15 protein-coding genes are annotated in these 13,570 nt (G+C 56.6%); 5 read left to right on the top strand and 10 right to left on the bottom strand.

Annotation, left to right across the window (positions count from 1 at the left end):
- Positions 1-215: 215 nt before the first annotated feature.
- The 5 genes from MHM84_RS14000 (at position 216) to glgX (ending at position 5,634) form a co-directional block, all read left to right on the top strand.
- Positions 216-917 carry a helix-turn-helix domain-containing protein gene (locus MHM84_RS14000; RefSeq protein ID WP_239266979.1) on the top strand — a complete coding sequence of 234 codons (702 nt, stop codon included), beginning with the start codon at positions 216-218 and terminating at the stop codon, positions 915-917.
- A 225-nt stretch (positions 918-1,142) separates the two neighbouring features.
- Positions 1,143-1,688, top strand: a complete 546-nt coding sequence (locus MHM84_RS13995) for a phasin family protein (RefSeq protein WP_239266978.1) — start codon at positions 1,143-1,145, stop codon at positions 1,686-1,688.
- An 862-nt stretch (positions 1,689-2,550) separates the two neighbouring features.
- Positions 2,551-2,739, top strand: coding sequence for a hypothetical protein (locus MHM84_RS13990; protein ID WP_239266977.1), 189 nt, complete (start codon positions 2,551-2,553; stop codon positions 2,737-2,739).
- A gap of 70 nt (positions 2,740-2,809) precedes the next feature.
- Positions 2,810-3,334: an outer membrane beta-barrel protein gene (locus MHM84_RS13985; protein ID WP_239266976.1), complete on the top strand. Its 525-nt coding sequence runs from the start codon at positions 2,810-2,812 to the stop codon at positions 3,332-3,334.
- Between the two features lie 122 nt (positions 3,335-3,456).
- Positions 3,457-5,634 carry a glycogen debranching protein GlgX gene (glgX, locus tag MHM84_RS13980; protein ID WP_239266975.1) on the top strand — a complete coding sequence of 726 codons (2,178 nt, stop codon included), beginning with the start codon at positions 3,457-3,459 and terminating at the stop codon, positions 5,632-5,634.
- 95 nt (positions 5,635-5,729) lie between these two features.
- Here the strand turns inward: glgX and MHM84_RS13975 are convergent, their stop codons facing one another.
- From MHM84_RS13975 to arcC, 10 genes are all read right to left on the bottom strand, one after another.
- On the bottom strand, positions 5,730-6,581 hold the full coding sequence (locus MHM84_RS13975) for a FoF1 ATP synthase subunit gamma (RefSeq protein WP_239266974.1): 852 nt from the start codon (positions 6,579-6,581) through the stop codon (positions 5,730-5,732).
- On the bottom strand, positions 6,578-8,116 hold the full coding sequence (locus MHM84_RS13970; protein WP_239266973.1) for a F0F1 ATP synthase subunit alpha: 1,539 nt from the start codon (positions 8,114-8,116) through the stop codon (positions 6,578-6,580). Before MHM84_RS13970 ends, MHM84_RS13975 begins: the two co-directional genes overlap by 4 nt.
- A complete protein-coding gene (locus MHM84_RS13965) occupies positions 8,097-8,846 on the bottom strand; it encodes a hypothetical protein (RefSeq protein ID WP_239266972.1) in 750 nt (249 codons plus the stop codon). Before MHM84_RS13965 ends, MHM84_RS13970 begins: the two co-directional genes overlap by 20 nt.
- A gap of 4 nt (positions 8,847-8,850) precedes the next feature.
- Positions 8,851-9,099, bottom strand: coding sequence for a F0F1 ATP synthase subunit C (locus tag MHM84_RS13960; protein ID WP_092844411.1), 249 nt, complete (start codon positions 9,097-9,099; stop codon positions 8,851-8,853).
- Between the two features lies 1 nt (position 9,100).
- Positions 9,101-9,796 (bottom strand): F0F1 ATP synthase subunit A, encoded by a 696-nt coding sequence (locus MHM84_RS13955; protein WP_239266971.1) that lies wholly within the window; start codon positions 9,794-9,796, stop codon positions 9,101-9,103.
- Positions 9,793-10,062: an ATP synthase subunit I gene (locus tag MHM84_RS13950; RefSeq protein ID WP_239266970.1), complete on the bottom strand. Its 270-nt coding sequence runs from the start codon at positions 10,060-10,062 to the stop codon at positions 9,793-9,795. Before MHM84_RS13950 ends, MHM84_RS13955 begins: the two co-directional genes overlap by 4 nt.
- A gap of 37 nt (positions 10,063-10,099) precedes the next feature.
- A complete protein-coding gene (locus MHM84_RS13945; RefSeq protein WP_239266969.1) occupies positions 10,100-10,381 on the bottom strand; it encodes an AtpZ/AtpI family protein in 282 nt (93 codons plus the stop codon).
- Positions 10,371-10,817 carry a F0F1 ATP synthase subunit epsilon gene (locus tag MHM84_RS13940; RefSeq protein WP_239266968.1) on the bottom strand — a complete coding sequence of 149 codons (447 nt, stop codon included), beginning with the start codon at positions 10,815-10,817 and terminating at the stop codon, positions 10,371-10,373. The genes MHM84_RS13945 and MHM84_RS13940 overlap by 11 nt, the downstream gene beginning before the upstream one ends.
- Positions 10,814-12,241 carry a F0F1 ATP synthase subunit beta gene (gene atpD, locus MHM84_RS13935; RefSeq protein WP_239266967.1) on the bottom strand — a complete coding sequence of 476 codons (1,428 nt, stop codon included), beginning with the start codon at positions 12,239-12,241 and terminating at the stop codon, positions 10,814-10,816. Before atpD ends, MHM84_RS13940 begins: the two co-directional genes overlap by 4 nt.
- Positions 12,242-12,626: 385 nt before the next feature.
- On the bottom strand, positions 12,627-13,556 hold the full coding sequence (gene arcC / locus MHM84_RS13930) for a carbamate kinase (RefSeq protein WP_239266966.1): 930 nt from the start codon (positions 13,554-13,556) through the stop codon (positions 12,627-12,629).
- Between the last annotated feature and the right edge of the window lie 14 nt (positions 13,557-13,570).

The raw sequence follows: 13,570 nt of genomic DNA, 5'->3' as shown, positions 1-13,570 counted from the left end.
CTGTCAAGGTATGGTCTACGCCCCGGTAGGGTTCCCCTTGCCTACCTGCCCGCATTGCCAGCATAGCGAGTTTCAAATACTGGCTGAGCCCGTCGCATCCACTGTGTTAGCAGTCAAGTGGATGAAAGAATTAATTTTCATCGGGTCTCATTATACGAGCGCTAGTGATCATTGAGGCGCAATGCTAGAATGAATATGTGAAGGAGCTGCCGAGCATGAAGTTGGCGCGGCCAAGAACAGCCAGCCTGTTCAACCAGCCCTCGACGGGGAAAGTTGCCGGTTTGACTGAAACTGATGGCCTCCGAGGCGCCTGCCGTTCGCTGCCTGCACTTAGAAGAAAGCAAGTGCTTGTCAGGCAAGATGAATCCTTTCATGGCCTGTACATCGTCCGGTGTGGCATGTTGAAGCAGAGTCACCGGTCCAAAAACGGCGATGAGCAAATCACGCATTTCTTTCTTCCTGGTGATGTCATCGGGCTGGACGCCATCGAGGACAGGCGATACCTAGGAAAAGTCACAGCATTGGATACTGTCGGTCTGGTGCATATCCCGTTTGCGCGACTCGAGGAGTTTCCCGGTGCACAAGAAAATCATTTGCAATTGTTGGGTTACTTGAGCCGGGCCATGCAGAGAGAGCGTTCATGTATGCGGCACATGATGAGCCAAGCCTCGGATGTTCGTTTGGCGCGTTTCTTTTTGATCATGTCCAATAGTTTCAAGGCTCAGGGGTTCTCTCCCTATCAGTTCAGGTTACCGATGACCCGGTGTGATATTGCCAATTATCTATGCATGGCGTTTGAAACCACCAGCCGTCTGATCAGCCGACTTCAAAAAACTGGGATTCTGACTGCGCATGGTCATGAGTATTGTATCAAGGATTACGAATCCTTGATTGATATTGCTGAGTCGGTGAAATGATAAGCCTTTCTATAAACTATATTTCTTAGGTTGCGTGAGAGTCGAGGAAAATGCTTGTTGGTGTTTTTTATGATTTCTGTCAATAAAAAGTAACCATTTCTTGCTATACAATGTGCGTAACGCGAATTAAAGGGAATTGGCAAAATGAACAGTAAGTTACGTTTGCTGTGTTGGCTTTAATGTAGCGCTCGTCACAGAATTGTAATTTCTCTATGGGAGGCTGTTATGCAACGCGAACAAAATGCCAGTAGCTATTTCGATCAGGTGCTTAATGCCTTCGAACCGTGGGCCAGAGTAAACAATGTCATGTTCGATAATATGCAGAAGGCTATCCAGTTTCAGTTGGAGACCATGCAGCGTTACAGTCATTTGGGCACCGAGCAACTGAAAGTGGCCAATGGATTGCGGAGCATTGGCGATGCCCAGCATTACGGCGATCTATTCGGCAGCTGGGTCGATCAGATGATGGGTGACTTCCGAACCATGACCGATCTAAGCATGGAATTCCGGGATGAGTTGAGCAAGGCGTTCTCCGTAGCGGGAAGCCAAGTTGCCCATCAAGTTGAAGATTTATCCAATCATGTCAACGAGGCCAGCAAGCAGATAGTCGATAAGGCGATAGATAAGGCATCGGAGGCTGCCGGGAGCGAGATAGAGGCCGCTACCAAGGAAGCAACAGAAAAAAATGTAGCGTCTGCTTCTTCTAAGTCCACAGCATCTCGAAGCAGGGCCGAGAGTACATCTTCCAGGCAAGGCAAAAGCCGGGCATAAAACAATGGTGAGCTAACGAATAACAAAGAGAGGATTGCTGGCCCGCTTGTCTTTGCTGTGTATCAGTATCGTTTATCACAAGCCTGGGGCCAGGCTGCAAGGCAAGGAGAACAATAGGGCCATTGAGTCTGGTAGACATGCAGAACTCTGCATTCGGCGCCTTTCTGTGCAAGAATATCACTGAACAAGGTGCCTAGTTTGCCATGGTGGAGTCGGTGTGTCCATGTCTGGTACTGACGTAAGGAACGATGAGAAAGGTAATGCGCTTCGTCCAGTAATTGAAATGCCGCCGCTTCGCTGAAAATAAAGAAGGGCCTGCCTTTCAGCGTTACGCTGGTCATTAATGGCAAGGACATGAAACTGTCGCAATGTACGGCATTAGCGGTGATATCCGCATCGACGAGCCTATTCAGCCGGGCCTAGCATTCATTGGCTATATCTGCCATCTGTTGTGCCAGGCTGGATCGGAACGTGACATAGCGCAATGCCAAGCTATGGTAACGCTTCATTTCATCGGATTCGTGCTCGATGGCTTGTCCAAGAATGTCAGAAATAGTAGCCATCTCTATAGGAACTTTTCTTTGCATGCCAACAACCTAAAATAGAGATATAAATGTTGAAATTCATAAAACGTTATTGCCAGTATTTTCTAAATTCTTGAGGTGTTAGTTGGTTTTCATTGTTTTCTTGATGCGGATCATAGATTGCATACATCATGGGGCGTAGATGGTGAAAATGATTTATACTTCATTATAGAGGAAGAAAAGAGGTTGGCCCTGACACGCATAACTTCCTTTGCAAAAATCTATGATCTATCAGCTGTCTTAATAAATGTTGCTAATAGTCAATACTGGAGGGGAAGATGCCTATCTATCATGTTTATAAAGCTGTTTGCGTTTCGCCAGCCAGTGCTCAAGAAAAAGAAGAATTCTGGGTCGTCGATAGTCGATCGCCCAGTTCCCATGCGGATCGCCTGGTCGTGGATCGTTTTGACAACCAGAGAGACGCTGAAGCACAGGCAGAACGCTTGAATAAGGAACACGCCGTTTGAGCTTCGCCTGAGCCATGGCAAACGATAGTCAGACAGGACAGAAACTACTTCTCTCGAAGTGAGACACTGCATGAACTCTCCTCTTGTGTTCGGTAGTTTCGTCATATGCCTTGGACTGCTTGCTGTGCCTGTACATGCATATCATGACAGCCACAGCGAGCAGTATGTCGCTGCCGATGCCTTCTTGTGGGAGTACGATCCCGAGGGGGCGCCTGCCGTTAACGATCTTGGCGTGCGGCTTCGTGCCGGGGAGTTGTTCAATGAATTTCTCGGTGTGGAAGGTCAGTTAGCAACGGGTGGAACTGACAAGGAGAAGCGCACGAGCGGTGACCTGGATTTTCTGGCAGGAGCCTATGGGAAGTTCATACTGCCTATCGATCGTGCGCTACATCTTTATGCATTATTGGGGTTTAGCGTACTCGGTGGCGATTTCTCTCCCGGCGACGATAACGTGGCCGATCTCTCAGGTGGGTTCGGAACTGAAATGAGCATAGCGCCCAACCTGGTGATCAATGCCGACTATATGCGCTATACCGATACTTCAGATGCTATTTTCGACGCGATCAGTGTAGGGGTGGTCTATCATTTCCATTAGTTGGAGATGCGATTTTCGTGAATGGGCGGTAATTCATATAGCCTCCCACTCATGAGGTCCCAGTCGAAAGGCGGAAAGCTCGATAACGTTCTTCCGTAACCTGACAGACCGCGGCAGAAACCATGGCGAAAGGCACCCAGCCGGTTGCGGAACTGATCGAAGTTCAAAGAGGCGCTCCTCTTCCCATGGGAGCGCACATCCATGGCGAGGGAGCCAACTTTGCTCTTTTCAGTCGTCATGCCCGCCGCGTTCACTTAGAACTCTTTGAGCTTCCCGAAGACGCCGAACCTGCCAGGGTCATTAGGCTCGATCCGTTCCGTAACCGCACCGGAGACGTATGGCATGTCTGGGTGAACGGCATTCGCCCGGGCCAGCTTTATGCCTATCGACTGGATGGCCCGTGCCAGCCCGAGGAGGGCCACCGGTTCAATTTTCATAAACTGCTCCTAGACCCCTATGCACGGGCAATCACACTAAACTCTAACTGGGATTACGGGCCGGCGCGGGACTATGACCCTTCGACATTGGAGCTGACGCGCTCCATGCTCGATAGCGCAGATGCCATGCCGAAGTGTATCGTCATACAAGATGACTTTGACTGGCAGGACGATTTACCGCCCCGTCACCCTTGGTCGAAGACTGTCATCTACGAAACTCATGTGCGTGGCTTCACTCGGCATCCGAGCGCTGACGTGATGCATCCTGGCACCTATCGCGGCCTGATGGAAAAGATCCCCTACCTGAAGGAGTTGGGCGTGACGGCACTAGAATTGATGCCGGTACACGAGTTCAACGAACGCCAACTACCCGAGATTCATCCACTTACCGGAGAGTCGTTTACTGTCTACAACTACTGGGGGTACAACTCGGTGGGCTATTTTGCACCGAAAGCCTCCTACAGCAGTGCCGGGAGCCAGCGGCAGCAGGTGAGGGAGTTCAAAACGCTGGTACGAACCCTACATCAGGCGGGTATCGAGGTGATTCTGGACGTTGTATTCAACCATACGGCGGAAGGGAATGAACTCGGTCCCACCCTGAGTTTCCGTGGAATAGACAACAGCATTTATTACATGCTGGCCGATGACAAGCGGCGCTATAGAAACTACTCGGGAACCGGCAATACGTTCAATGCCAATCATCCGGTGGTGCGCGGCTATATTCTGGATTCGTTGCGCTATTGGGTCGTGGAAATGCATGTGGACGGGTTCCGGTTTGACCTGGCATCGATCCTTGGACGGGACTGCGATGGCAAGCTATTGGCTAATGCGCCACTTCCTGCACAAATTGCCGAAGATCCGGTACTACGGAACGTGAAGCTCATTGCCGAGGCGTGGGATATTGCTGGCGCTTATGAGTTGGGTACCTTTTCTGAGCGACGCTGGTCGGAGTGGAACGGCCGCTACAGGGATGATATCAGACGTTTTTGGCGCGGCGATGAGGGCATGCTCGGGGTATTTGCGAGCCGCATTTGTGGTAGTGCCGACATTTACGCGGTGTCGGGTAAAGGACCCGAGAACAGTATCAACTTCGTGACCTGTCATGATGGCTTCACACTCAACGATCTGGTGAGTTACAGCAGAAAGCACAATGAAGCTAACGGTGAGCACAATTGTGATGGCACCGATGAAAACTATAGTGCGAACTACGGCACGGAAGGCGAAACCTCCGATGCCATTATCGAAATGATGCGTGAGAGACAGATCAAGAATTTTTTTCTGACTCTACTGATTTCACGCGGCGTACCGATGCTGCTTGGTGGCGATGAGTTTCGTCGTACCCAAGGTGGGAACAATAATGCCTACTGTCAGGATAACGAGACGAGTTGGTGTGACTGGCGCTGTCTGGAAAAGCATGCGAGGCTTTTCCGCTTCGTGCAGAGCATGATCGCTTTTCGCCATGCTCATCCGGTGTTGAGCAGGGAAAGCTTCTACACAAGCGAGGAGATCCTCTGGCTTGGACCGCAGGGTGGGCCGCCCGAATGGCATCACCCCCACGCAAAGCAATGCGCCTGCTTGATCCGGGAGGATGCAGAGCATGCACTACTCTTGATGTTCAACGCCGGGGCGGATGCCGTGGATTTTCACTTGCCTCCCGTAGCTTCTGGTATGCGGTGGCGTCTCGTCGTGGATACCGGCCACGAAGCGCTACAGGACCTGTTTGCCGCGGAAACGGAACATGTTCTAAAGGATGCGACTACTTACCAGCTCAGCATGCGATCCAGTGCAATTCTCTTAGCGAGACAGTGCGCACAGCACGATTACGTTACCCGAGCGATGGGCGAAAACTCTTGTAGGGAGTAGTGTCCTGCGTTCCATTAGCGCTGGAACCCGCAAAGCTGGTGTACAGGCAATGCGGTACGTTAAATGTATTGTCTTTAAACTTCACTTCTGAGTTGTCAATGTCCCAGCCGAGAAGCGGATAGCTCGATGATCTCTTCCGTGATCTCTTCCTGGCGCAAGCTCCGAAATTCAGCCAGCAGGGTGTCTCGCCGTTGCTCGATATTGCTTTGGGCGGTCACCATGGACTGCATGCGTGCTTCATTTTCTGCGGCAAAAGACAACATCAAGGCTTCGTGCAGTTCCGCGTAGACGTATTCTTCCGCCAGGCTGGCTATCAGCTGGGTAGGTGGCAGCGTGACATGCGGTGGACGAGCATGGCGTGTCGCGGGGAAGCGCGAATAATCGAACGGCAACAAAGGGCGACTGACGATGGGTTGGGCCTCAGTCCCGTCTGGTAGGGCGTATATCAGCGTCACGCGGGTGGGAACAGCGTGGTCGAGCTGTGCATAGAGTGCGTCTGAAATGTGACCCGCCAGTGAAGGCATGGCGTCCGGGTGAATTGCCATGGAAGCCGACCAGGTCGGTGTTATCGACTGCTCCGCAGCGAGTTGCAAACCACGTTCACCCACGAGAAACAGGGGGTTTTCCGATGCGTTTTCCGATTCCGATGCCATTGCCAGGATGCGCTCGCTGAAACTGCCGGCAAAACCCTGTTCGGCACATAGGACGATACGCAGGTGCCGCTGAGTTTTGGCCGAGGAGACGGTTAGTCGCTCTGTGGTATCAAGCAGCGTCAAAGCCTCGCCGATAGCCGTGCCGATGGTGTCTGCATAGGTACGAATACCCTGCAGGTACTGCTGGGCTTCACGGGAGCGTGCAGCAGCGATACCCCGCATGGCAGCGATAACCAGACCGAGCTCGTGGGTCGTGCCGAGGTGCGTGGTGACGTCGTTCAGGTGCCCGCTCATGAGGCCCGACCCGCTATGTCGTCAGCCAAGGCTTGTACTTCCTCCATCAATCGGTGGCGTAACGCATCATCCAGTGGCTCGTTAGCCAGCCTGGAGGCATCGGGCATGTCGGCGCCCAGGCGAGCATCCAGCCAGGTCGGGAGGTGGGCCCTGAGCCGGGCGATGCGGGACAGGGGGAAATTATCGAAGCGACTCTCGGCCAGGGCTGCCAACAGGGCAATCTGATCTATCCGGCGCAGGGCGTCGAATCGTGGCTGGGTAAGCAGGGTGCGTATGATACGCCCACGCAGGATCTGCTGCTTGACGTGATCGTCGCTCAGCCCACCGAAACGGGTGAACATTTCGAGTTCCTGAAATTGCGAATACTGCAGCCGCAGTCGTCCTGAAACATCGCGCAAGGCGTGGGGCTGGGCCTTGCCACCTACACGGCTTACCGAAAGGCCCACATCCACGGAAGGCCGTTGATTGGCTGCAGCCAGATGCGCATCGAGTACGATCTGACCATCGGTAATTGAGATAAGGTTGGTAGGGATATAGGCAGAAAGGTTGCCGGCCTCGGTCTGGGCGATCGGTAGCGCCGTCAGCGAGCCGCTACCGCGCTCGGGGCTGAGCTTGGCGGCCCGCTCGAGAAGACGGGCATGCAGATAGAATATATCGCCGGGATAGGCTTCGCGGCCCGGTGGCTCGTGGGTCAGCAAGGCGAGTTCGCGATGCGTGGCGGCATGCTGGCTAAGGTCATCAATGACCACCAAAGCGTGTTGGCCGCGATCCCGAAAATACTCGGCGACGCTGAATCCCGCGAAAGGGGCTGCCCACTGCAGGCCGGCGGTCGCCGATGCAGCAGCGATGACGAAGATACAGCGGCTCGGATCGCCATGCCTTTGCACCGACTCGATGACTTGCTGTACCGCCCGGGCACGCTGCCCGACGGCGACATATACGCAGATCACATCGCTGTGCTTCTGATTGATGATAGTATCGACGCCCAGAGACGTCTTGCCCGTGGCACGGTCGCCAATGATCAGTTCGCGTTGACCGCGACCGATGGGAAACAGGCTGTCGATAACAAGGATACCCGTGTCGAGCGGCTCGTTGACCAGATCGCGCTCGATGATGGCGGGGGCGGGGCGCTCGATCGGCAACATGCCTTCGGGCTCGATCGGTTCATCGCGATCCAGAGGGCGGCCCAGTGGATCTATGACACGCCCAAGCAGTGTCTCGCCGACCGGGACTTGCAGTACTTCCCCAGTAGCATGCACCTCGCTACCGGCTGCAATGGCACTGGTATCGTCCAGCAATACCACACTGATATTTGCCGCATCTAGCGACAAGGCAAAGCCCATACTGCCATCGGCAAAGCGCAGCAACTCGTTGAGCTTCACATTTGGCAGGCCCGTGACTCGGGCGATCCCATCAGCGATCTGGTTGACACGTCCGATCTCTCCGACCTCTACCCCGAAGGGCGTGCGTTCAAGTACGGCTTGGTTGCGGGTCAGCCAAGCATCGGCGATGGCTTCAGGACTGCTCGATGTCATGCGGGGAGATCTCCGTCTGCAGACGTGCCAGATCGGCGCGCAAGCTGTTGCGCACCATAGCGTGCTCGGTTTCCAGTTCTAATCCGGCGATCAGCGTAGGGTCGACGATGACTTGAGGCTCGAGCGGAATTTTTATGGCACGTCGAAGGGCAGCCATGCAGGAGCTATGCTCGGTCCCGGTCAATGGCCGGGGGGCCTTGAGACGCAGGACGGCATCGGCTTGAGCCAATGAACGACGCGTCTCCGCCGGCAACGACTCCAGCCCTTCGACGAGGCCATCGATGAAACCCTCGACTCGAGCGCTGTCCGGCAGACGCTGCATGAGCCTGTCGGCAATGGCGAGAGCCAGATGGCCGGCACGCGCCTCAATAGCGGTCTGCAGCATTTGCTGCTCGGTATTTAGTGCTTCCTGCGCCTGCTGGCGGCGACGCTCGATCTCGGCATCGGCTTCCTGAAGCCGCCGGCGTCGGGCTAGGTCGGCATCGCGTTCGGCTTTCTGCAAGGCAGCGGTGCGCTGGCGGTTGGCCTCGGCACGGGCCTGTTCGGCGGCCTCGCGAATTTGCTGGGCCTCGTCCTTCGCTGTCGCGGCGTCGTCGAGCAGGTGGCTGGCTGACTGCTGACGCGCGGCAATGATTGCCGCTATCGGCTGCAGCAAAAAGCGTGACAGCAACCAGAGCAGGACCAGGACATTGAGGGTTTGCAGCCCTAGGGTCCACCAATCGAGCGCCATCATGTTACCCGACGAAAGGATTGGCGAACAAAACCAGCACGGCAATGACCAGACAGTAGATGGCCATTGTCTCGATCATGGCTAACCCCACGAAAAGCGTTCGTGACAGCGTACCGGCCGACTCGGGCTGACGGGCGATGGCATCCATGGCAGCGGCAACGGCCCGCCCTTCGGCGAGTGCTGGGCCGATGGCGCCGAAGGAAACGGCAATCGCCGCCGCAAGAATGCTAACGATCTGGATCAGGTTATCCAACTCAGGGCTCCTTGTGTTTCAGTGGCTCGGGTAGCGGGTGGGCCTCTATGGCTGCACCCAGAAAAACCATGGCGAGGACGCTGAAGATGTAGGCCTGGATGGCACCGGTCAGCAGATCCAGCGCCATGAACGGGATCGGCACCAGCAGGCCGGCCAGTGACAAGGTAATACCCAGCACGAACACGCCGCTCATGACGTTGCCAAACAGCCTCACGATTAACGAGAAAGTCCGTGTGAGCTGTTCGACGAGGTTCAATGGAATCATTACCCAGCTCGGCTCGGCGAAGGTGCGTAGATAGCCCCCAATGCCACGGGTCGCCATGCCGTAACCGATACTGGCTAGCAACACGATCATGGCCAGCACGATATCGGTTTCCAGATGTGCCGTTGGCGGCTCAATGCCAGGAATCAGCGACGACCAGTTGGCTGCAAGAATATAGAGGAACAGGGTGCCGATAAGGGCTCTATAGGGTTCGGGCGGCACCTGCATGGTATCGCGAATCTGATTGTCGAGCGTTTCGACGAACAGCTCGAGAATGCACTGGGCTTTACCGGGGCGCAGCGAGAGATGTCGGGTCAGCGCCCAACTGGTCGCGGTCATCACTGCGATCAGCAACCATGTCACCACAACGGCGCCACTGATGGGTATCGGGCCGGCATGAAACAGAACGGGAGTGAGCAGCGGAGATTCGGTCATGGCGCTGTTGTCTTGCGGGTGCATAGTGTCAGGTGGCGAGCTGCCAGCAGCCCGGCCAGGCCGGTCAAAACGGCGAACACGCCCCAATGGGCCAAACCGGCCAGCAGGGCGACTGTCAACGTCAGACGCACCCCCTGTAGCCCCAGGGCTTGCCATGTTCTGCCGCCCAGGAACAACTTCAGATTCCAATTCAGCGACAGGAAGTGAGCAAACCCGCCTACCAGACCCAGGAAAAGCCCCGCTGCACCATGCCCGATCAGGCTCATGCGACAAGCCTCCTCGTTAGAGTGCCCTTCAGGTACATCATTGGTGATGCATCCAGCGCCAGGCCGACCACAGCCCGATCCCCGCGCCGACACATAACAGCGCCGCTGCAAACAGCACTCCCGTTCCCAACAGGCGATCCAGCCAGCGTCCCAGGAACAGGCCCAGTAGCAGTGGAATGACGATGACCCATCCCAGCACACCGATCTGGCCCAGGCGCCTTGCCAGCGACGGTTCGGGGTCCTCTCTGCCTTGACGAGCACGTTCCGCGGCACGGCGAGCCGCATCGTGAATATGATTGCGTTCAGATTCACGGCTCATGGTTGCCATCCTCATGCAGCGTCGTTTCACTGCCAGGGCGCAGATAGCGCACCAGTTGCCGTACTGCCTGGGTATGCAGGCGAAGATGCTCCACGCGCGCCTGCCGAACATTGTCCTGCTGATATTCGCGGGCCTGATGAACCCGGGCTTCGAGCGCATCGAGATCATCACCGGTCACTCCCTCGCGGCAGGCAATACGCAATTCATGGCCAACCAGACTCAATACGCCACTGTTTATCGCACAGTACCCCAGACGACCCGCCTGGCAGCGCCAGCGCACCACCGTGGGGGTGAGCACCGTTAGGCAATCCACGTGGCCAGGCAGCAGTCCAAAGCTGCCGCTGGCATCTTCGGCGCGCAGGGCCACGATATCGTCGCGGTCAACGAGGATCTGCTGCGGTGCGGCGACCACTAGATGAAAAGGCGCCCGACTCATGTAGGCGTTTTCCCGTGCCTGTCCTGTCGGGTCGCCTGTTCCTTGCTGCGCGCTTCATCGAGCGTCCCGACCATATATAGCGAACGTTCCTGCCAATCATCGCATTCCCCAGCCAGGATAGTCTGGCAACCTGCCAGGGTGTCCTCGAGCGATACCGAGCGACCTGGCATGCCCGTGAATGCTTCCGTGACCGCGAACGGTTGGGTCAAGAAGCGCTGCAACCGCCGGGCTCGTGCGACGATACGCCGATCCTCGCTGCCCAGCTCCTCGACTCCGAGCAATGAGATGACATCCTGCAGACTACGGTAATGCTCAATGGTGCGGCGCACCTCGGTGGCGATGGCAAAGTGCTTTTCGCCAACCACCAACGGATCAAGCAGTATCGACGACGAGGCAATGGGATCAATGGCCGGATACATGCCTTGTGCTGCCATGGCTCGGGACAGCACGACCATGCTGTCGACATGGCTGGCAAGGGCGGTGACTGCGGGGTCGGTGAAGTCGTCGGCGGGCACATAGACGGCTTCGATGGCGGTAACGGCGACACCTTCGACCGACACGATGCGCTCTTGAAGCGCGGCCACCTCATCGGCCAGGGTAGGCTGATAGCCGACACGCGAGGGCAGTCGACCGAGCAGGCCGGACACCTCGGCGCCGGCCTGCACAAAGCGGAACACATTGTCCATCAGCAGTAGCACATTCTTGCGACGCTCATCGCGAAAGTATTCGGCGATGGAAAGCGCCGTTAGCGGAACATGCCAGCGCGCGCCGGGAGGCTCGTTCATCTGGCCGTAGACGAGCACGGTATGTGGCAGGACACCGGACTGGCGCATGTCTAGGAGCATTTCATGGCCCTCGCGGGAGCGTTCGCCAACCCCGGCGAACACGGAAATGCCCTGATAGCGCTCGACCATCGCGTGGATCAGTTCCATGACCAGCACAGTCTTGCCGACCCCAGCGCCACCGAACATGGCGGCCTTGCCTCCTTGAAACAATGGCGTGAGCAGGTCGATGACCTTGATCCCAGTGGCAAAGCGCTCGCTTGCTGCATGCTGGGCGGCCAGTGCCGGGGGTGACCGATGAATCGAGCGCCTTGCGATATCGTCGGGCAGGGTAGGGCCCGCGTCACCCAAAGCACCAGTCACGTCGAGCAGACGCCCCAGCACGGTATCGCCCACTGGCACGCTTAGCGGCCCATCGAGTGCACGGACTGGGCCGCCTCGGGACAGGCCCGAGGTATTTGCCAAAGCGATGCAGCGCACGTGCTGATCGCCGAGATGGGCTTGCACTTCGGCCAGCAGCGAAGAGCCATCATCGCGCGGGATGGCCAGAGCATCGTTGATGCATGGCAAGCCATGCGGAAAGGCGACGTCAACCACCGCGCCTCGTATAGCACTGATTCGCCCCTGCAGCTTGTCAGTCATGATGACGCTGGATTCCTATGCCTAGTGCCGCGCCGGTCAGGTGGAGCCAACGGACGATGCAACGACACGTGGCCCCGAGCGTTTTGCCAGCCACACCTCTGGACAATTACCTCATGACTTAAGGTGCGATCGGCTTCAACTGCAGAGATATCCCTTTTGTGAGTATGGCAGTGGAGCGCCGGTAAGCTTTGACCGACATCAAGCTTGATGAAGGCAGCACCAATTGCCACTAATGCCCTTAACTGTGGCCAGACGATCAATAGGCCTGCACCTCGAAACAAAATGCCTTGCACCAGTAGCATAAAATGCATACGGGGATACATGTCGCTTCCGAGCGAGGTTTGCAGCGCCCGGTCGGGGCGTCCGCGGCCTGCCGAATCGTTGCTCAGCGATACTCGACTCCCGATGTCGACAGGCTGATGCGGGTTCCGGCCGTGCCCTGGACAATGGCCTCGATATCCGCCAGGGAACCGATGACGGCTTCCTTGCCAGTATTACGAGCGAAGTCGCAGGCAGCCTGGATCTTGGGACCCATCGAGCCTGGCGCGAAGGGCAACTTTTCCAGCACATCGGGATGAGCGCATGCTATGGCCCGCTGAGAGGGATGACCCCAGTCGATATAGGCAGCATCGACATCGGTGGCAATGACCAACAGATCACTGTCGAGCTCCTGTGCCAGGAGTGCCGAGCATAAATCCTTGTCGATGACAGCTTCGATACCATGCAGCTTGCGTCCTTCATCGTAGAGGGTCGGAATGCCACCGCCACCAGCGCAGATGACGACGCTGCCTTTTTCGAGCAACCACTTAACGGGACGGAGCTCGAAGATTCGTTTGGGCCGCGGGCTCGGAACCACGCGGCGAAAAGCATCGCCATCGGGGGCGATGTCCCAGCCCTTTTCTTTGACCAGACGCTGGGCCTCCTGCTGCGAGTATACCGGCCCGATGGGCTTGCTCGGGTGGAGGAGGGCCGGATCGGAGGCGTCCACCTCGACCTGGGTGAGAATGGTGGCGAACGGGACCTCGACAGGCAGCAGGTTACCCAGTTCCTGCTCGATCATGTAACCGATCATGCCTTCCGTCTGGGCACCGAGTACATCCAGTGGGTAGGGGGGTACATCGCTGTAGGCTGCACTCTGCAGCGCCAAAAGGCCGACCTGGGGGCCATTGCCATGAGCAATCACCACCTCGTTGCCGGGAATGATCCTGGCGAGCTGGGCACAGGCTACCCGCACATTTTCGCGCTGGTTATCCGCCGTCAACGGCTCACCACGGCGAAGCAGGGCATTGCCGCCCAGGGCAGTGACGATGCGCATCGAGTTTATCTCCC

This window comes from Halomonas sp. McH1-25 (assembly GCF_022348165.1).
GTDB lineage: Bacteria > Pseudomonadota > Gammaproteobacteria > Pseudomonadales > Halomonadaceae > Modicisalibacter.
The sequence above is the reverse complement of the archived record's forward strand: the minus strand, read 5'-3'. Positions and strand labels throughout refer to the sequence as shown.

Coding starts and splice junctions, on each gene's coding strand:
- MHM84_RS13985 (WP_239266976.1), top strand. CDS start 2,810: ATGAACTCTCCTCTTGTGTTCGGTAGTTTCGTCATATGCCTTGGACTG.
- MHM84_RS13950 (WP_239266970.1), bottom strand. CDS start 10,062: ATGAGCCTGATCGGGCATGGTGCAGCGGGGCTTTTCCTGGGTCTGGTA.
- arcC (WP_239266966.1), bottom strand. CDS start 13,556: ATGCGCATCGTCACTGCCCTGGGCGGCAATGCCCTGCTTCGCCGTGGT.
- MHM84_RS13995 (WP_239266978.1), top strand. CDS start 1,143: ATGCAACGCGAACAAAATGCCAGTAGCTATTTCGATCAGGTGCTTAAT.
- MHM84_RS13975 (WP_239266974.1), bottom strand. CDS start 6,581: ATGAGCGGGCACCTGAACGACGTCACCACGCACCTCGGCACGACCCAC.
- MHM84_RS14000 (WP_239266979.1), top strand. CDS start 216: ATGAAGTTGGCGCGGCCAAGAACAGCCAGCCTGTTCAACCAGCCCTCG.
- glgX (WP_239266975.1), top strand. CDS start 3,457: ATGGCGAAAGGCACCCAGCCGGTTGCGGAACTGATCGAAGTTCAAAGA.
- atpD (WP_239266967.1), bottom strand. CDS start 12,241: ATGACTGACAAGCTGCAGGGGCGAATCAGTGCTATACGAGGCGCGGTG.
- MHM84_RS13965 (WP_239266972.1), bottom strand. CDS start 8,846: ATGGCGCTCGATTGGTGGACCCTAGGGCTGCAAACCCTCAATGTCCTG.
- MHM84_RS13955 (WP_239266971.1), bottom strand. CDS start 9,796: ATGACCGAATCTCCGCTGCTCACTCCCGTTCTGTTTCATGCCGGCCCG.
- MHM84_RS13945 (WP_239266969.1), bottom strand. CDS start 10,381: ATGAGCCGTGAATCTGAACGCAATCATATTCACGATGCGGCTCGCCGT.
- MHM84_RS13970 (WP_239266973.1), bottom strand. CDS start 8,116: ATGACATCGAGCAGTCCTGAAGCCATCGCCGATGCTTGGCTGACCCGC.
- MHM84_RS13990 (WP_239266977.1), top strand. CDS start 2,551: ATGCCTATCTATCATGTTTATAAAGCTGTTTGCGTTTCGCCAGCCAGT.
- MHM84_RS13940 (WP_239266968.1), bottom strand. CDS start 10,817: ATGAGTCGGGCGCCTTTTCATCTAGTGGTCGCCGCACCGCAGCAGATC.